The following is an 18,437-nucleotide window of genomic DNA, read 5'->3' as shown; positions in this document are numbered from 1 at the left end:
CGGCCGAGGGGCCGGCCGCGGCCGGGCGGGCGGTGCCCGCGGAGCCGCGGCGGGAGGCGCGCGAGCCGCCGAGCGGGTCGTTGAGCGGATCGGGGCGGGAGGGGCCGCCACTCTGGGAGGCGGCCCGGCCGGCACGGCGGGAACCGGCCCGCGGGGCCCGGGAGTCGCCGAAGGCGGGGGCGGCGGGAGGAGCCGAAGGACCCGCGGCAGGAGGCGCGGGGGCGGTGAGAGGAGCCGAAGGACCCGCGACGGGAGGCGCGGGGGCGGCGAAGGCGCCCGGGGTGGGCGCCGCGAAGGTCACGGTCTTCTGCTCGGCCAGCGAGGCGGCCGTGGGAGCCGGGTTGGGCTGCACCGGGGCCACCAGGTCGGACAGGCCCGACGGCAGGGAGGCCGAGGCGGCGGCCGGCTCGGGAGCCGGCGGCTTGGGCGCGGCGGGCTTGGCGGGCTGCGGCCTGGTCGGCAGCGGGGCCTGCATGGTCACCGCGTCGGGGTCGACCTGGGCACCGGCCTGCTCGGCGGGGCGACCCGCACCCGTCCTGCCTGCCAAGGGCCCTCCGAAACCGCCCTCGTCAGCCTGGAGCCGGGTCCAGTAGTCGTCGTCGTAGTCGTCCACCTGGCCGAACTCGTTCATGCCGCGTTTGCCCCGCGCGCCCGGCGTGCGCGGGGCACGGGGCTTGGGCTCCTCGTCGAACGGGGTCAGGTCGGGGCTGTAGTGGCCGATCTTCGGCTCTCTGGTCGCGAAGTCGTCACTGGACATGGTCGGGGCCTGCGCCTCTTTCTCGGCCATCTCCCGGAGACGTTCCGCGGGAAGCGCGCTCTCCCTGCGGTTCATCGACCGCATTCCCAGTGCCACGACGACGAGCACGAGGAGCACGACGGCGACCAGGCCTACTACGACCGCAATCATTGCACCACCCTCAAGGCCATGGCCTTACAGCGGCGCCGGTGAGGTCGCGCGGCCATCGACGCGACCTGCCCCCATGCATCACCTGCGCTCGGACATTGGATCTGATTGTGTCGGACCACTATGAGCGTTGTCACACCCTAAGTGAAGAATTGGTAACCATTACTACCTCCGGTGTTTAACCAGTCACTCGATGTGCGCCGCGGTCAGTCTCCCCCAGGCGATCGTCTTGCCCGCGATGCTCTTCAAGGTCTTGTCGAGGGAGGCACCCTTGTCGAGGCCGACCTTGGCGTCGAGCGCGTAGACGGTGAAACGATAGTTCTCCTGGGTGTTGCACGGGGGACTGTAGCCGACCTTGCCGGCTGTCGTTCCCCCCTCCACGGCTCCCACCGGGACGCTGCCCTCGGCCAGCTCGTTGGTGCGCGGGTCGATGTCGAACACCACCCAGTTCACCTCGCCGCCGTACCGCGCGTTGTTGTCCACCACGATCGCGACGGACTTGGTGCCGTCCGGCACCCGGGACCAGCGCAGCGGAGGGTTGCCGGCCGAACCCTTGCACGAGTAGTCGGACGGCAGGGGGCCACCGTCCCGCACCCTGGGGCTGGAGACGCTGATCGGCTCCAGCTGCGACCGCTCCGCCGAGGCCGCACCGCCCGCCATTCCACATCCGGAGGACACGACGACGAACGCCGCGGTCACCGCCACCGCTGTGGTGTGCCGCGCGCGACGCGTAGACGTGTTTGGCTGCCCCATGCCCGATGATGCTACGCGGATCTGGAAGATGCGCAGACCGGATCGCGAGGTTCCGCGGTGGGGAAATACCCGGGAATCGGACAGAATCATGGGGTGGAAGGGGTGAAGGCGGACAGCGAAATGAGTTTCGCGATCCTCGGTCCTCTCCTCGTCCACCACCGCGGGCGGACCGTGGAGATCACCGGGCGGCGGCTGCGCACCCTCCTCGGGCTGCTGCTGCTCGACACGGGCCGTACGGTGCCGATCGACCGGCTCGTCACCGGGGTGTGGGAGGAGCGCCCGCCGAACGCGGTCGGCAACGCGCTCCAGGCGCTCGTCTCCCGGCTGCGCGCGGCCCTCGGCGGACGCCGGGGGCTGGTGGAGGGCGGCCCGACCGGATACCGTCTGGCCGTCGATCCCGACCGGGTCGACGCCCACCGCTTCGCCCTGCTCACCGCCCGGGGCCGTACCGCTCTCGCCGCGGGGTCCCCCGACACGGCCGCGGCCACGCTGCGCGCCGCGCTCGCGCTCTGGCGCGGGCCCGCCCTGGCCGACCTGGCGGGCAACGGCGCCGTCGCAGCCGGGGTTGCCAGGCTCGACGCCCTGCGGCTGGCCGCGCTCGAAGACCGCTTCGAGGCCGACCTGCTGCTCGGACGGCAGGCCGAGGCGGCCGCGGAACTTCCCGCCCTGATCGCCACCCACCCGCTGCGTGAGCGGTTCCGCGGTCAGCTGATGCGGGCCCTGTACGGCGCGGGCCGCCGCGTCGAGGCCCTGGCCGCCTTCGAGGAGGCCCGCTCCGCCTTCGCGGCCGAGCTCGGGGCCGACCCGTCGCCCGCGCTGTCGGAGCTTCACGTGGCCATGCTCCGCGGGGAGTGGGCCGAGACCCCGGCGCGTCCGGGGCCCGCCGCGGATGTCCAGCCCCACCCGGAGGCCCCGTCCCGGGCGTTCCCGGCGTACTCCGAGGTCTTCTCCCCGGTGCCCCCGGCGGCCCCGCCCGCGCGGCCGCATCCCCCCGCGGGGGACGAGCACGTCGCGGTCCCGGCGCGTGACGGCGGCGGGGCCCCGCCGGGAACGGGGAGGCGCCGGCGGGGCAACCTCCGGGCCAGGCTCACCAGTTTCGTCGGGCGCGAGCGCGACGTGGCGCGCACGGTGGAACTGCTCGGGGAGCACCGGCTGGTCACCCTGCTGGGTCCCGGCGGCGCGGGAAAGACCAGGCTCGCCGTCGAGGTGGCCGAGGCCGTCGCCGGCCGGATGCCCGGCGGGGCGTGGTTGGTGGAGCTCTCCTCGGCGGCCGAGCCCGCGGAGGTCACGCAGGCGGTGCTGGCGGCCCTGGAACTGCGCGACGGCTTCCCCACGGCCCCCGTCCCACCCGGCGCCATGCCCGTGCCCGCCCCCCGCGACCCGCTGGGCCGGCTGCTCTCCGCCCTGGAGGGGGAGCGGCTGCTGATCGTCCTGGACAACTGCGAGCACGTGGTCGAGGCCGCGGCCGTCCTCGCCGACCGGGTCCTGACCGGCTGCCCGGGCGTGCGCGTGCTGGCCACCAGCCGCGAACCGCTCGGCATCGCCGGGGAGACGGCCTGGCCGGTGCCGCCGCTGGACCTGCCGCCCGCCGGTGACGACCCGGCACAGGCTCTCGGGTACCCGGCGGTGCGCCTGTTCACCGAGCGCGCCGCGGCCGTCCGCCCCGGTTACCGGGCCGCCGGCGAGGCCGCCGCGGTGGTGCGGATCTGCCGGGAGCTCGACGGTATGCCGCTCGCCATCGAGCTGGCCGCCGCCCGGCTCCGCTCGCTGTCCGCCGGGCAGATCGCCGCCCGGCTCGACGACCGCTTCCGCCTGCTGACCGGCGGCAGCCGCACGGCGCTGCCGCGCCACCAGACGCTCCGCGCGGTCGTCGAGTGGAGCTGGGACCTGCTGGACGGGCAGGAGCGGACGCTCGCCCGCCGCCTGGCAGTCTTCGCCGGAGGCACCACCCTCGACACCGCCGAACGGGTCTGCTCCGGACCCGGTCTGGAGCGGGCCGACGTCCTCGACGTGCTCTCCCGGCTGGTGGACAAGTCGCTGCTGGTGGCCTACGACCACGACGGCGCGGTCCGCTACCGGATGCTGGAGACCATCCGCGCCTACGCGGCCGACCGGCTGGCCGAGTCAGGGGAGCAGGACGCGGTACGGCTGGCGTACGCGACGTTCTTCACCGAACTGGCCGAGGCCCGCGACCCCGAGATCCGCGGCGGTGGGCAGATCGAGGCCATCGCGGAGATGGCCGCCGAGCACGACAACCTGTCGGCCGCGCTCCGCTGGAGCGTCGAGGCCGCCCGGTACGACCTGGCACTGCGGCTGGTCGGGGCCCTGGGCTGGTTCTGGTGGATGCGCGGTCACCGGGCCGAGGGCGCCCAGCGCGCCCGGGAGGTGCTGAGGCTGGCCGGGGACGGGGCCCCCGGGCCGCTCGCCCTGGCCCGTGCCTGCTTCGGCACCCTCGCGGTCGGCGCCGGGATCGAACTCGACGCGGCGCGGGACGAACTGGCCGAGGCCGTCCGGCGGGCGGGCGAGGAACTGGAGCCGCCCCTGCATCCCCTGATCGTGATGGCGGCCCCCCTCGTCGGGATGTTCGGAGACCTGTCCGCCGACGGCGACCGCGGCTCCTACCTCGCCGACATGTTCGTCCACCCCGACCCGTGGGTGGTCGCCGCCGGCCACATGTTCCAGGGGTTCGAACACTTCCTGGTGGGCCGCATCCGCGAGGGCAGGGAAGAGACGGAGGTCGCCGCGCGGCGCTTCCGGGCGCTCGGGGAGCGCTGGGGGGTCGCCAACACGCTGGCCGTCCTCGCGGACGTGGACTTCCTGCACGGCGAGCCGGAGCGGGCGCTGGAGAAGATCCACGAGACCGTCGCCCTGCTGGAGGAACTCGGCGCGGTCGACGAGATCGCCTACATGCGCGCACGGCTCGCCCTGGGGCTCAGACTGGCGGGGGACGGCGCCGCGGCCGAGGAGGTCCTGAGCGAGGCCCTGCGGAACGCGCTCGGGAAGGGCGACCGGATCTCCATGCTGAACCTGCTCAGCGCGCGGGGGGACTTCGCCCGCGAGGACGGCGAGCTGACCGCGGCCCGGCACCACTACGCCGAGGCCATGCGCGTCATCGACGAGACACCCGGCATCCCCCTGCAGGTCCAGGCGATGGTCAACGCGTCGCTGGGGCTGCTGGCCGAGCAGGAGGGCGACCTGGTCCGCTCCCGGCGGCTGCTCGGCACCGCGCTGGAGCAGGTGGTGCAGACGACGGAGGCGGGGGTGCTGGGCCTGGTGCTGATCGGCTTCGCCGGCCGGGCGGTCTCGGAGGGCGACCCCGGCACGGCGGCCGTGCTCCTCGGCGCCGCCGCGCGCATCCGCGGCATCGACGCGGTGGTCGACTTCGACCACGTGCGGATCACCGAGCGCACCCGGGCGGCGCTCGGTGCCGAGGAGTATTCCCGCCGGTACGGGCAGGGCCGCCTGCTGGACCGGGACCGGGCCGTCGAACTGGCGCGTCAGCCGCCGCCCAGCTCCCGGTAGGGCTTCCGGAGCAGGTCGACGAGCGGGATGTGCCGCACCTTCACCACGGGCGGCGGGAGCGCGCGCAGGATCAGGTCGGCCGGGGCCTCGGCCACGTCCGGCGCGGGCCGCAGACGGTTCAGCGAGACGCCGGGGGAGTAGAAGTCGCCCACCCGGTCCTCGAACGGCGCGTCGCCTGCTCCGGCGGCGTCCGGGCCGATCCCGGGGCTCACCGCGGAGTTCGTGGCAGAGCCCGCGGCGGGGTGCGCGGCGGAGGCCGGGGCAGAGTCCACGGCGGGCCCCGGGGCAGAGTCCACGACGGGTCCCGGAGCGGAGGCCGGGGCAGGTCCCGGAGCGGGATTCGCGGCGGATTCCACGTCAGCTCACCGCCCCTGGGCCGAGCCGGAACAGCTCGCGCAGCTGCTCGGTCGACAGGTCGGCGATCCAGTCTTCGCCGGTGCCGACCACGCTCGTGGCCAGCGCCTTCTTCCGCTCGATCATCCCGTCGATCCGCTCCTCCAGAGTGTCGAGACAGATGAACTTCCTGACCTGCACGTTTCTCCTCTGGCCGATCCGGAACGCCCGGTCGGTCGCCTGGTCCTCGACCGCGGGGTTCCACCACCGGTCCACGTGGATCACGTGGTTCGCGGCGGTGAGGTTCAGGCCGGTGCCGGCCGCCTTCAGCGAGAGCAGGAACACCATCGGCTCGTCGTCGCTCTGGAAACGCTCCACCAGGGCGTCGCGCCTCCTCTTGGGCAGGCCCCCGTGCAGCCACAGCACCGGCCGGTCGAGGTGCGCGGCCAGGTAGGGCTGCAGGAGGGAGCCGAACCCGGCGTACTGGGTGAAGACGAGGGCCTTGTCACCCTCGTCGACGATCTCCTCGGCCAGCTCCTCCAGCCGGGCCAGCTTGCCCGACCGGCCCGCCAGCCGCGAGCCGTCCTTCAGCAGCTGGGCGGGATGGTTGCAGACCTGCTTCAGCCGGGTCATCGTGGCCAGGACGTTGCCGCGCCGCTCGATCCCCGCGGAACCGTCGATCTTGCCCAGCATCTCGTTCAGCACGGTCTCGTACAGCTCCGCCTGCTCCGGGGTCAGCGTGCACCAGACCTTCATCTCCAGCTTCTCCGGCAGGTCGGAGATGATCGAGCGGTCGGTCTTGAGCCGTCGCAGCACGAACGGCCCGGTGGCGCGCTTCAGCGCCGCGGTGGCGTCGGGGTCGCGCCGCGTCTCGATCGGGTCCTGGTAACGCTTCCGGAAGCGCGCGGCGGGCCCGAGCAGACCGGGGTTGCAGAACTCCATGATCGACCAGAGCTCGGCGAGGTGGTTCTCCACCGGCGTGCCGGTCAGCGCCAGCCGGGTGCGGGCGGGGATGGAGCGCACCGCCCTTGACTGCCGCGCCGCGCTGTTCTTGATCGCCTGCGCCTCGTCACAGACCACCCGGCCCCATTCGACCCCGGCCAGCGCCCCCAGATCGCGCAGCGCCGTGCCGTACGTGGTGATCACCAGGTCGGCCTCCCGCACGGCGGCGGCGAACTCCCCGTCCCGCTTGCGCGCGCCGCCGTGGTGAACGTGGACGCGCAGCGACGGCGCGAACCTGGCCGCCTCCTTCTGCCAGTTGCCGATCAGCGACATGGGACATATCAGCAGCGTCGGCGCGGGGGAGCCGCCCTCGCGCTCCGACAGCAGCAGCGACAAGGTCGAGATGGTCTTCCCGAGCCCCATGTCGTCGGCCAGGACGCCTCCCAGGCCCAGCCCGGACAGGAAGCCGAGCCATGACAGGCCCCGCTCCTGGTAGGGGCGGAGCGTCCCGTTCAGGGCCGCGGGGACGGGGACGGGGGCCAGGCGCCGGTCGGCCTCGCCGGAGAACAGGTCGCCCAGCAGACCGTCGGCGTCCACGGCCACGAGCGGCAGTTCCGCATCGCCGCCGTCCACGACCTCCCGGATCACCTCACGGACCGTCCGCTGCTCGCCACCGCGCTGCCCGACGGCCCGCAGCGCCGCCTTGACCTGCTGGTCGTCCAGCTCCACCCAGCGGTCCCTGACCCTGACCAGCGGGATCCTGCGCCCGGCCAGCCCGGCCAGCTCCTCCACACTGATCGTGTGGTCGCCCACGGTCACGTCCAGCCGGACGTCCACCCGCCGGTCGAGACCGGCCTCTCCGGCCTCCGCGCCCGTCTCGCCGCCGGACGGCGCGCGGGCGGTGAGTTTCAGGCCCAGCCCCTGGCGTCCGGCCCAGGCGGGCAGCCGCACCCCGTATCCCGCGGCCCGGAGCACGGGGGCGCCGTTGCGCAGGAAGGAGAACGCCCAGGCCGTCTCGACCGTCAGGCCGGACGGCACGGGGGAGCGCAGCGCCGTGTGGAGGTCGGGGTGCAGGCGCACGGCCCGCGAGAGATCGGCCCGGAGCAACTCCTCGGGCCGTTCCGGCAGCCACGGTGCCCGCTCGCCGGCCAGGATCCGCTCCGCGGACAGGTAACCGGCCGGTTCCCCGCCGTCGCCGTCCGCCGGGGAGAGGACGGGGGAGCGGTCACCGGCGGCCGAGAAGGCCGCCAGGCCGTCGGCCGGGGCGAGGCCGAACTCGACCGTCCACGAGTCGTCGTCACCGGCGGGCTCGATGAGCCGGAAACAGAGCCTGACCGGCCCGTCCAGCTCGTGCGCCGCGGCCAGCCACCCGGTGAGGGCCGCGCCGAGTTCCGCGGCCTCGGCCGGCCGGACGCCGGGGAGCGCTGCGTCCTCGGCGGTCAGCGCGGCCAGCCACCGGTCGGGCAGCGCGGCCTTCATCCCCGGGCGGTTGCCGAGGATCAGCCGGCCGGGCAGCGACAGCCGCGCCGCGCCGTCGACCAGGCCGTGCAGCGCCTCCTCCAGCACCGCGGCCGACGGCCTCTCCTCGGGCACCGCCCGGCAGACCGGCGGCATCGCCGCGGCCAGCGCGGGCAGCGCGGCCCGATCGGCGCCGGTGAGCACCGGGCGCCAGCGGGCGGTGTGCAGGCCGCCCTCCACGACGAGCTGGGGCAGGATCCGCCCGCGCCGTACCAGGCTCCGGGCGTGCTCGGCGATCACGGCCAGGTAGCGCAGGGACAGTCCCGGCTCCCAGGTGCCCGCGCCGGTGCCGGAGAGGGAGCCGAGCAGGCGGAGGGCGTCGGCCGGGCGGAACAGCAGCGCGGGGACGCGCCAGGCGGAGATCCTCGGGGCGCGTGCCCGGCTCGCCAGGCCGGACTCGGGAGAGGGCAGCGGGCCCGAGGCCGACCCCGGGAGCAGGATGGTCAGCTCGCGCTCCCCGGCCCGGTCCACCAGGCCGGCGACGGTCTCCTCCCCCCCGCCCCCCCCCGCCCCCCCCCCCCCCCCGCCGCCCCCCCCGCCGAGGGCGGCGTCGAGGACCGCGGCGACCACGTGAGCCGGGGCCGCGAACGGGTGGGGACGGACCGCGGCACGGGAGGCGCGCCCGGGGGACCGGGCGACGTCCTCCGCCCAGACCCCCAGCCGTCCGTCCACCCACGTGCCGTGGAGCACGAGCACTCGATCACCTCTCGTTCAGCGTCGTGGCGTCGCCCGTCGCCGTGGCGCGGGGCGCTCCCCGGAGCTCCCGACAGACTAGACGCGGCTGCGGAAGGCGCGGATCGCCAGCGGAGCGAAGACCACGGCGAATCCGGCGGCCCAGACCAGCGAGACGAGGGCGGCCCGGGCCACGTCGCCTCCGATGAGCAGACCGCGGATGGCGTCGGCCAGGTGGGTGACCGGATTCACGTCGGACCAGGCCTGCAGCCACGACGGGAAGGTGGCCGCGGGGACCAGGGCGCTGCTGGTGAAGGTCAGCGGCATCATCGTCGAGAAGGCGATCATCTGCACCTTCTCCGGGCTGGAGGCCTTCAGGCCGATCAGGACCGACATCCAGGACATGGCCAGAGCCACGACGACCAGCAGGGCCAAGGCACCCAGCAGGCCGACGACGCTGGTGGTGACACGGAAACCGAGGACCATGCCGAAGCCGATGAGGAGCGCGAAGGCCCACACCTGCTTGGCGGTGTCGGCGATGATGCGTCCCAGCAGGGGCGCGGAGCGCGCGATCGGCAGGCTGCGCAGGCGGTCGAAGACGCCCTTGGTGATGTCGGTGTTGAGGCCGATGGCGGTTGACAAGGTGTAGAAAAGGGCGTTCTGGACGAGCAGGCCGGGGAGGGCGAACTGCAGGTAGTCGCCGGTGGAGCCGGAGATCGCGCCGCCGAAGACGTAGGTGAACAGCAGCAGGAACATGATCGGCTGGATGCTCAGGTCCAGCAGCTCCCACGGGTTGTGCTTGATCTGGACCAGGCTGCGCCAGGCCAGGGTCATGGTCTGCCGCACGGCCGCCAAGGGGGTGACGCGCCGGGCCGCCACCGGCGGCGCGGTCGTGGTCAGGGTGGTCATGCGAAGGACTCCTCCTTTGCCGTCTCCGGTGCCCGGTCGTCCTCGGCGCGGTGGCCGGTGAGGGCCAGGAACACCTCGTCGAGGCTGGAGCTGCGCAGCGCGAGCTCGGCTGCGACGACCCCCAGATCGTCCAGGCGGCGCACGACGGCGGGCACGACGGCCGGGTCGTGGACGGGTGCGGTCGCCCTGCCCCCGCTCAGGTCGGGGTGCTCACCCAGGACGTCGGCCAGGACCTTGGCGACCAGCTCCAGGTGCTCGACCTCGGCCGGGCGCACCTGGAGCACCTGGGCACCGGTGGTGGCCTTCAGCTGCTCGGGGGTGCCGGCGGCGATCACCTTTCCGTGGTCGAAGACGACGATGTCGTCGGCCAGCTGGTCGGCCTCCTCCAGATACTGGGTGGTCAGCAGGACGGTGACGCCGTCGGCCATCAGGTCGCGCACCACGTTCCACAGCTCGGTGCGGCTGCGCGGGTCGAGGCCGGTGGTGGGTTCGTCCAGGAACAGCACCGTGGGGTGGCCGACCAGGCTGGCCGCCAGGTCCAGCCGGCGCCGCATGCCGCCCGAGTAGGTCTTCGCGGCCCGCCCGGCGGCGTCCGACAGGGTGAAGCGCTCCAGCAGCTCACCGGCCCGCCTCCTGGCGTCGGCCCTGGACATGCCGAGCAGCCGACCGATCATGACCAGGTTCTCCACGCCGGTGAGCATCTCGTCGACCGCGGCGTACTGGCCGGTCAGGCCGATCAGCGAACGCACCTGGTGGGCCTGCTCGACCACGTCGTACCCCCCGACGGTGGCGCGGCCCCCGTCGGGACGCAGCAGGGTGGCCAGGATCCGCACCGCGGTGGTCTTGCCCGCCCCGTTGGGGCCCAGCACGCCCAGCAACCGCCCCTGCGGCACGACGAGGTCGACCCCGTCGAGCGCGTGGGTCTCCCCATACCGCTTCACCAGGCCCTCGGCCTGGATCGCATGTGTCATCGTCCGTACCTCTCCGTGATTGTCACGCCTCCACAATGCCCGGCCCCACTGACATTTCTCTGATCACCGGCCGGTGCGGAGAGGGGTCCGCTGACAGATCGCTGACAGGGCGCCGCCTTCCCGCCTTCCCCGCCCGGGTGCCGCGGCATCCCGGTGGCAGCAGGGCGGCGCCGCGGCACCCCGGTGGCCCCTCGGTGACATCCCGGCGGGATCCCGGAGGCACCCCGGCGGCACCGCCGGAGCGCCCGCCGGGACAAGACCGTTTAGGCTGGCAGCGTGAGCGACCGAGCCGATGAGCACAGCGCCGTCGCGGGTGAGACCGCGCCGGCCGCTCCCGCGGGCGAGCCGGGTCGCCGGGCCGCCGGGCGTGTCCGCTTCCCGCTGCGCGACCCCGCAAACCGGGTCTCGCGCAAGGCCATCACGATGTGGCTGGTGGAGGGGTTGTTCTGGTCCGTGCTCCTGCTCGCGGGCTCCTTCTTCCTGGCCCGGTGGATCGAGGGCGACCGCTGGTCGTGGTTGCCCGACTGGGTGCTCGACAACGTCTGGTGGCTGCCCGCGCTGACGGTGCTGCTCCTGCTTCCCGCCGCGCTCGTCGAGCCTTTCTGGCGCTACGCCGTGCACCGGTGGGAACTCAGCGGGGACGTGGTCTACGCGCGCTCCGGCTGGATCAGCAGGGAGTGGGTGTTCGTCCCGGTCAGCAGGATCCAGACGGTCGACAAGGCGCAGGGCTGGATCGAGCGGATGCTGGGCCTGGCCACGGTCGAGATCCGCACCGCCTCCCACGCGGGCTCCTCCACGATCAAGGGCCTCGACTACGGGGTGGCCGCCGAACTGGCCGCGGTGCTCGCCCACCGCGCCGAAGAGCTCCGGGACGACGCGACGTGACCGGCCCGTCCGCCGACCCTTCCGCCGGTCCTCCGGACCCGGCCGGGCCCCCTCCTCCGGCTGCCCCGGCCGGTCCACCGCTCTCCGAGAACGCCCCGGCCGTGCCCCCTCCTCCCGTGCCCTCCCCGTCTCCCGCCGGGACCGCCTCGGCCGGTCCGCCGCTCTCCGAGAACGTCCCGGCGTCTCCGGGGTCCGCCCCGGCCGCTCCGCGGTCCACCGTGACCGGCCCGGACGACGGCGGTCCCGGTGCCCGGCCCCCGGACGTCCCGGCCCCGGACGTGTCAGCCTCGGACATCCCAGCTTCGGATGTGCCGGCCCCGGACGGGGCCGCCTGGCCCCGGGAGGCCGCCCCGGTGGAGGAGCCGTTGCGGCTCAGCCCGAAGGTCCTGCTCACCGACCCGATCCGGATGCTGCCCTCGCTCTTCCTGCCGTTGGTGGGTGTGCTGTTCCTCAGCGGGTTCTCCCCGGGGTCGTTCATATGGGCGGCGGTCGGTGCCGTCGGCTCCGTCGCCTTCGCGGCCGTGCGGTGGGCGACCTTCACCTACCGGATCGTCGGCGACCGGCTCGAACTGACCCGGTCGCTGGTCAGCCGGTCGGTGCGGACCATCCCGCTGGAGCGGATCCGCGGCGTCGACGTCAGCGCCCCGCCGCTGCACCGCCTGCTCGGCATCGCCGTGCTCAGGATCGACACCGGCGCGGGCGGCAGCGAGAAGCAGGAGGGCGAGCTCGATGGGGTCACCGCGGCCGAGGCGGAGCGCCTCAAGGCCGTGCTGCTCTGGCACGCCCGCGCCCGGGCGGCCAGGCGCGCCCAGGCGCAGGGGCCCGTCCCCGCGGCCGGCGCGGCCCCGGCGGCCGGCGCGCTCCCCGTGCCGTCCGCGCCGTCCGGCCCACCCGGGGAGCGACACCATCCCGGAGCCGACGGCCACGAGGCCGGGGAACCGACCCCGGGCCGGACGGTGTTCGTGCTGCCCCGCAAGTGGCTCCTGTACGGGCCGATCTCCGGGGCGTACCTGATGACCCCGTTCGCGCTGGTCGCCGGTGCCGTCGGCGCGGCGTTCCAGTGGGGCGCCGAGCTGAGGGTCGACAGGCGGGTCGTGCAGAGCGCGGGGGAGTGGCTGTGGGAGCACCCGCCCTTTCTCGTCGGGGTCCTCGTCCTGCTGGTCCTGGCGATGCCGGTGCTGGCCACGATCATGTACGCGGTCTTCAATTGGGACTTCACCCTCCGCGTCAGGGAGGGCTACCTGGTCGCAGAACGGGGCCTCATCACGCGCAGGAACGTGTCGCTGGAGCGGCGCAGGGTGCGCGGCTTCGAGCTTGTCGAGGGGCTGGCCGAGCGCCGGGCGCGACTCGCCCGCGCGTGGGCCATCGTGACCGGCCTGGGAGATTCGGAGACCCGGGGCCAGCTGCTGCCGGTGGTGCCGCGCGACGACGCGCTCGACGTGATGGGCCGGGAGATCGGCCGGATCACCGCCGACCTGCGCCCGCACCCGCCGGCGGCGCGCCGGCGACGGCTGTTCCGCGCGGTCTTCCCGTGGCTGGTGGTCGCCGCCTGCGCGATCGCCGCGGTCCTGCGGTGGTCCGAGCTCTGGTGGGCGCTCGCGGTCCCGGCTCTGATCATGACGGCGTTGGGCGTCCCGCTCGGTCTCGACCGCTACCGCTCGCTGGGCCACGCCTACGACGGGATCCGCCTGTCGGTACGGTCGGGATCGTTGCGCCGTTCCCAGGCCGTGGTGGAGCGGCGGGCCGTGGTGGGCTGGACCCTGAGCCAGACCTGGTTCCAGCGGCGGGCCGGGGTGCTGACGGTGACCGCGGGGGTCGGCGCGGGTTCCGGAGGCTACTCCGCGATCGACGTCGGTGAGGCCGCGGGACCGGCCTTCGCCGCCGAGGTCACCCCCGCCTGGATCACGCCGTTCCTCTCCGGGGACGCCGCCCCGGCGGATCCGGCGAACCCGGTCCGGTGATCCCGGGGAAACCGGTCGGGCAAGCGCGAAGCGGGGGTGGCCGGCATGCCGGCCACCCCCGCTTCGGACACCGCGTCAGTCCGGGCGGCGGGCGCCGAACATGATCTCGTCCCAGGTCGGCACCGACGCGCGCCGGCCCCGGGACTTCTTGGCCGGACGGGCCGGAACCGGAGCCGGCTTCGGCGGCTCGGCCGGCTTCTCCGCCGTCGGCTTCTCGGGCTTGGTCTCCTGCATCGCCCCCGTGTCCCCCTCTTTCCTCATCGGCTCGGCCGGAGCCTGCTCGTCCACGCTGACGCGCGCCGCCGGTACCGCTATCGGATCCGCGGGGGGTTCGGTCTCCGCCGCGGGCTCGGGAGCGGGGGTCTCCGGAGCCTCGGCGGCGGTCGTCTCCTCGATGGCCGGGACCTGCTCGGCGGTGGGTTCGGGCACGGCCGTCCCGGCCGCGGTCACGGCGGGGGACGCCGCGGCCTGCGGGGGTCCGGTGAGCTCCACGGGCGCGGCCGGCTCCGGGACCGGGGTGGCCTCGCCGTGCTCCGGAGCGGTCCCGGCGACGGGCTCGACCGGCGGTTCGGCGTCCGCGGCCGGCGGCTCGGCCGCCGTCACGGGCTCCGCGACGGCGGCGCGCTCGGCAGCGGGTTCGGCGACGACGGGTTCGACCACGGCCACGGGTTCGACCACGGCCACGGGTTCGACCACGGCCACGGGCTCGACCACGGGCTCGACGGCGCCGGGCCCGGCCTCGGGCTCCGGGGACACCTCGGGCGCGGCGACCGGCTCCGCCGGCGGAGGCGCGGACCTGGACTCCAGGGCCGGCACCCACGCGGCGGGGCCGGAGCCGTTCACCGAGGGCTCGACGGCCAGGTCGGGCTCGTACCTGGCCGGGCCGGGGGCGCGCAACGGCGGCACGGTCACCCGCGGCGCCTCGTACCCGGGCGGGAGCGGCGGCATCGGCGGCTGCTGGTAGGCGGCCGGCGGTTCGGCCTGGGGAACGGAGGGCCGGGACGGGGCCGGCGGCTCCTGCCGTCTCACCGCGGGGAAGGAGACCGGCGGCTGGTTCAGCGGCTCGGGCGCCAGCGGCGGCACCGGCGCCAGCTTGGCCACGCGCGGCACGAACGGCGTGACCGTGGTGTCCTCGGCCGGTTCGGCGTCGTCGCCGGTGGACAGCCGCAGCGCCTCGTCGTCGTGTGGCGTGATGTGCCGCCGGCGCGGGTCGAAGAGCCACTCGGCGTTGCGCGTGTGACCGTTCCAGACGAAACCGAGCTTGATCCGCCACAGGTTGTCGTCGCGCTTCGCGGAGTCCCACTCGATCTCGTCGGCGGGCACGCCGCGACGGGTCAGGCGCTCGGCGACCAGGTCGCCGAGGGTCGGCCCGGGAGAGGAGTCGCCCGGCAGTCGCACGGCGCAGCGCTGCGCCTGCTGGGCCATGTACTCACGTTCCTGGAGCACGGGACCCTCGAACCACCGCACGCGCTCGACCGGGATGCCCGCCGTGTTGGCGATCTCCTCAGCGGTCTCGCCGGCACGGATCCGGGCCTGGATCTCCTTGGGGCGCAACGGACTCTCCACTTCGATCTCGTACTGGCCGAGACGGGAGAAGTTGCCGCGGACGGCAGCACGGAGCCGGTCGTCGACGGGCAGCGTGAACCGGGTACCCCGGCCGGCCGTCGCCAGCACCAGGTACGTTCCGTCCTCACTCACCGCGACGAGTCGGAGCTCCTGCATGCGAGTCCCTTCGTCGTCGTGCTCAATCTTCCCCCGGACCCTTGAGTCTCTCGCGTGTGCCGGTTGCCTGCCAGCACCGTACCCGGCATGTCCGAACATCGCCTTCCTGGATGGGGCTCGCAGCGATGTGACGCCGGTCACATTTGCTCCGTTCATGAATCTACAGGGCACCCGTGCGGAGCAGCGGGTTCGGGGTCCGAATCGGATTCTCCCGAATAACGCTGGGAACCGCGCTGGACTTCCGCCAAGAACCTGGAGCCGGGGGCGAGCCCGGCCCACCGGTCCCGGGGGCGCGGCGGTGCGGCCGCGGTGACGGGCGCGGCCGGGGTGTCGCGGTCCGTGGCGGCGGACCGCGACGGCGGGTATGGACGGCTGGAGAAGGTCATCTCCGGCGGACTCCCTCGGGGTCGAGCGGCGCGGGTGTCTGCGAATCTGCCCGCCGCGCGCACCGGGGCAACGGCGGGACACGCGGATGCGTGAGTCTTCGAGAGAGCCCTTGCGCACCTCTTTACCGAAAGCTTGTGAGAACCGGCCGATTCGGGGGAACGGGCGGCGCGTCCCGGCCGGGGGCCGTGCCGCCGCCGGTCCGGGGCCGCGCTCCGTTCCCCGCCGCGGTCCCGGACCGGAGGGCGCGGGTTCACCCCAGGACGGTGTCCAGGTAGTCGTTGGCGAACGAGCGCCCCGGGTCGAGCCGGTCGCGCAGCGCCAGGAAGTCGGCGAAGCGCGGGTAGACCGTGGCGAGGTAGGACGCGTCCCGGGTGTGGAGCTTGCCCCAGTGCGGCCGCCCGCCGAGCCGCGTCATGATCTCCTCCACCTCCGCGAAGTAGGCGGGGTTCGGCGTCGGCCGGTAGACGTGGCAGGCGATGTAGGCCGACTCCCGGCCGTAGGCGGTCGACAGCCAGGCGTCGCTGGCCGGCGTGACCCGCACCTCGACAGGAAAGCTGATCTTCCAGTCCCGCCGGTCCAGCAGGTCGCGGATCTCGCGGAGGGCCTGGCCGAGGCGTTCGCGAGGGATCGCGTACTCCATCTCCAGGAAGCGCACCTCCCTCGAGGCCGTGAAGACCTTGTAGGAGACGTCGGTGAACGTCGAGGGCGAGAGTGCCGCGGCGGAGAGCGCGTTGAGGCGGGGGATCGCCCCCGGATAGCGGCCTCCGACGCCGCACAGCGCGCCGAACAGGGTGTTCTCCAGGAAGTCGTCGTCGAGCCAGCGCCGGAAGGCGCTCCGCGGGGCGGCCGGTCCGGAGGTCCGGCTGTTGCGTTTGGTCAGGCAGGTGTCGGTGTGCGGCATCCAGAAGAAGTCGAGGTGCTCGCTCTCCTCGACGATCGTGTCGAGCGAGTCGAGGATCCGGGTCAGCGTCATCGGTTCCCGGACGCTGCGCAGCAGGAACGACGGCTCCACCCGGAAGGTCACCGCGGTCACCACGCCGAGCGCGCCCAGCCCCACCCTGGCCGCGTCGAACAGGTCCCGTTCGCTCACCCCGTCGCGGATCTTCCCCTCGCCGTCGCCGCGCACCGTGACGGTCTCGCCGTCGGCGAGCACCAGTTCCAGCGCCAGCACCTGGTCGGCCAGCCCGCCGACCCATCTGCCCGTGCCGTGGGTGCCGGTCTGGATGGCCCCCGCCAGGGTCTGGGCGGCGATGTCGCCCATGTTGGCCAGGGCCAGGCCCATCCGGTGCAGTTCCTCGTTCAGCACGCTGAGCGGCGTCCCCGCCGCGGCCGTCACCCAGCCGTCGCCGGTCTCGCGGATCCCGGTCAGCGCGTCCGGCCGCAGCAGGAGGCCGTCGGTCAGCGCGACCCCGGTGAAGGAATGCCCGGTGCCGATCATCCGCACCCGGCGCCCCGCCGCGGCCGCGTCCCGTACGGCCCGCGCGACCTCCTCCGGGCCGGTGGGCGTCCTGACCTCGGCGGGGGTGGCGGACTGGTTGCCGGCCCAGTTGCGGAAGGTCTCGCCCACGTGCACTCCTGCCCGGCCGGCCCGCCCGGTGGCCGCGGGGCTTCCGGGGGCACGCCGGCGCCCGGCCCGCGACCGCGGGTGCCCGCCTGTTCACTCGCTCCGCCAGTGAATATGAACAGTACTCACGATTCCTGTCGGGCGACAGGGGTCCGCAGCCACACGTGGCCGGCGGCCCCGATGGTCACGGCCAGCAGGGCGCAGGCGAAGGAGAACCCGTAGGCGTTGGAAGCGCCGAACGCGTCGGTGAGCCGGCCGCCCGCCCAGGCGCCGAGCGCCACGCCGAACCCGACGGCGGTCGAGATCCACGCCATGCCCTCGGTGAGCAGGTGGGCCGGGACCAGTTGCTCGGTCAGGCTGTAGCCGGTGATGACGGTCGGGGAGATGGACAGCCCGGCGAGGAAGAGCACGCCGGCCATGATCCTGACGTCGTCGACGAGCATGATCGGGATGATCCCGACCGCGAAGGTCCCCAGCGCCCGGACGAACCTGGCGCGCAGCGAGATCTTCCAGCTCCGGGCGCCGTACCAGAGCCCGGAGACCAGGCTCCCGCCGGCGAACGCGGCGAGCAGCAGCCCGGCGGCCGGCTTGGCGCCGTGCTCCTCGGCGAACGCCACCGTGACCAGGTCGACCGAGCCGAAGACCGCGCCCATCGCCAGGAAGACGGCCGACATCAGGGCGACGCCCGGAATGGTGATGGGGGTGCCGGAGCGGCGTTCCCGGGGCCGGATCGGCGGCTCGGTGCGGCGCTGGAGAGCGAAGGCGAGGGTGCCCACGATCGTGCTGACCAGTGCCACGACCAGCCCGGCGTACGGATTGATCATGGTGGCCAGGGCCGTGACCAGCGCGGGGCCGGCCACGAAGATCATCTCATCGGCGACCGACTCGAAGGAGAACGCGGTGTGCAGCCGGGACGACCCGGCCAGCAGGTGGGACCAGCGGGCGCGCACCAGCGAGCCGAGGGAGAGCGCGGTCGCGCCGACGGCGACGCCGGTGGCGAAGAGCGTCCAGCGGGGGGCGCCGAACTCGGCGCAGAGCATCAGGCCGGTCAGCGTGGCGCCGTGCGCCAGCGTGAGCGGGACGACTACCCTGGCCTGGCCGAACCTGTCCACCAGGCGTCCCGACAGCGGGGCCGCGACGGCGAAGGAGACGCTGACGGTCGCCGCGACCGCGCCCGCGGTGGCGTACGAGCCGGTGAGCTCCTCGATGAGCAGCACGATGCCGATGCCCAGCATCGACATCGGCATCCGCCCGACGAACCCGGCGATGACGAAACCCTTGACGCCGGGCATGCTGAACAGCCCCCGGTACGGCCCGACCACTGATAGTCCCCTTCTCGTTCGCGCAGAACATGCCGACGATGTCGCACAAATCCACTGACCGGCAAGTGATTT

Annotated in this window: 11 protein-coding genes and 1 pseudogene; 3 read left to right on the top strand and 9 right to left on the bottom strand. The window is 74.1% G+C overall.

Annotation, left to right across the window (positions count from 1 at the left end):
* Nucleotides 1-907, bottom strand: a pseudogene (locus ABD841_RS15965) (hypothetical protein); the annotation flags it as partial.
* Nucleotides 908-1,090: 183 nt separating this feature from the next.
* Entirely contained in the window at nucleotides 1,091-1,657 is a 567-nt protein-coding gene (locus tag ABD841_RS15960; RefSeq protein WP_344972109.1) for a YbhB/YbcL family Raf kinase inhibitor-like protein, read from the bottom strand.
* 120 nt (nucleotides 1,658-1,777) lie between these two features.
* Between ABD841_RS15960 and ABD841_RS15955 the strand changes: the two genes are divergently transcribed.
* Complete coding sequence (locus tag ABD841_RS15955) at nucleotides 1,778-5,179, top strand: AfsR/SARP family transcriptional regulator (protein WP_344972107.1); 3,402 nt, start codon at nucleotides 1,778-1,780, stop codon at nucleotides 5,177-5,179.
* Here the strand turns inward: ABD841_RS15955 and ABD841_RS15950 are convergent.
* The 4 genes from ABD841_RS15950 to ABD841_RS15935 form a co-directional block, all read right to left on the bottom strand.
* On the bottom strand, nucleotides 5,155-5,391 hold the full coding sequence (locus ABD841_RS15950; protein ID WP_344972105.1) for a hypothetical protein: 237 nt from the start codon (nucleotides 5,389-5,391) through the stop codon (nucleotides 5,155-5,157). The genes ABD841_RS15955 and ABD841_RS15950 overlap by 25 nt on opposite strands.
* A 145-nt stretch (nucleotides 5,392-5,536) precedes the next feature.
* The gene (locus ABD841_RS15945; protein WP_344972102.1) at nucleotides 5,537-8,668 is read right to left on the bottom strand and encodes an SNF2-related protein; all 3,132 of its coding nucleotides are present in this window, start codon (nucleotides 8,666-8,668) and stop codon (nucleotides 5,537-5,539) included.
* 75 nt (nucleotides 8,669-8,743) lie between these two features.
* Nucleotides 8,744-9,553: an ABC transporter permease gene (locus tag ABD841_RS15940; protein WP_344972101.1), complete on the bottom strand. Its 810-nt coding sequence runs from the start codon at nucleotides 9,551-9,553 to the stop codon at nucleotides 8,744-8,746.
* The gene (locus tag ABD841_RS15935) at nucleotides 9,550-10,524 is read right to left on the bottom strand and encodes an ATP-binding cassette domain-containing protein (protein ID WP_344972099.1); all 975 of its coding nucleotides are present in this window, start codon (nucleotides 10,522-10,524) and stop codon (nucleotides 9,550-9,552) included. The genes ABD841_RS15940 and ABD841_RS15935 overlap by 4 nt, the downstream gene beginning before the upstream one ends.
* 276 nt (nucleotides 10,525-10,800) lie before the next feature.
* Between ABD841_RS15935 and ABD841_RS15930 the strand changes: the two genes are divergently transcribed.
* Together ABD841_RS15930 and ABD841_RS15925 are read left to right on the top strand one after the other, a co-directional pair.
* Nucleotides 10,801-11,409: a PH domain-containing protein gene (locus tag ABD841_RS15930; protein ID WP_344972097.1), complete on the top strand. Its 609-nt coding sequence runs from the start codon at nucleotides 10,801-10,803 to the stop codon at nucleotides 11,407-11,409.
* 353 nt (nucleotides 11,410-11,762) lie between these two features.
* Nucleotides 11,763-13,370, top strand: a complete 1,608-nt coding sequence (locus ABD841_RS15925) for a PH domain-containing protein (RefSeq protein WP_344972095.1) — start codon at nucleotides 11,763-11,765, stop codon at nucleotides 13,368-13,370.
* Nucleotides 13,371-13,445: 75 nt separating this feature from the next.
* Here ABD841_RS15925 and sepH read toward each other — a convergent pair whose 3' ends face one another.
* The 3 genes from sepH to ABD841_RS15910 all read right to left on the bottom strand — a co-directional run bounded on the left by sepH (nucleotide 13,446) and on the right by ABD841_RS15910 (nucleotide 18,365).
* On the bottom strand, nucleotides 13,446-15,092 hold the full coding sequence (sepH, locus tag ABD841_RS15920; protein ID WP_344972093.1) for a septation protein SepH: 1,647 nt from the start codon (nucleotides 15,090-15,092) through the stop codon (nucleotides 13,446-13,448).
* A 637-nt stretch (nucleotides 15,093-15,729) separates the two neighbouring features.
* The gene (locus ABD841_RS15915) at nucleotides 15,730-17,046 is read right to left on the bottom strand and encodes a D-arabinono-1,4-lactone oxidase (RefSeq protein WP_344972091.1); all 1,317 of its coding nucleotides are present in this window, start codon (nucleotides 17,044-17,046) and stop codon (nucleotides 15,730-15,732) included.
* A 122-nt stretch (nucleotides 17,047-17,168) separates the two neighbouring features.
* A complete protein-coding gene (locus ABD841_RS15910) occupies nucleotides 17,169-18,365 on the bottom strand; it encodes an MFS transporter (RefSeq protein ID WP_344972090.1) in 1,197 nt (398 codons plus the stop codon).
* Between the last annotated feature and the right edge of the window lie 72 nt (nucleotides 18,366-18,437).

The sequence above is a fragment of the Streptosporangium fragile genome (assembly GCF_039534445.1).
GTDB lineage: Bacteria > Actinomycetota > Actinomycetes > Streptosporangiales > Streptosporangiaceae > Streptosporangium > Streptosporangium fragile.
The sequence above is the reverse complement of the archived record's forward strand: the minus strand, read 5'-3'. Positions and strand labels throughout refer to the sequence as shown.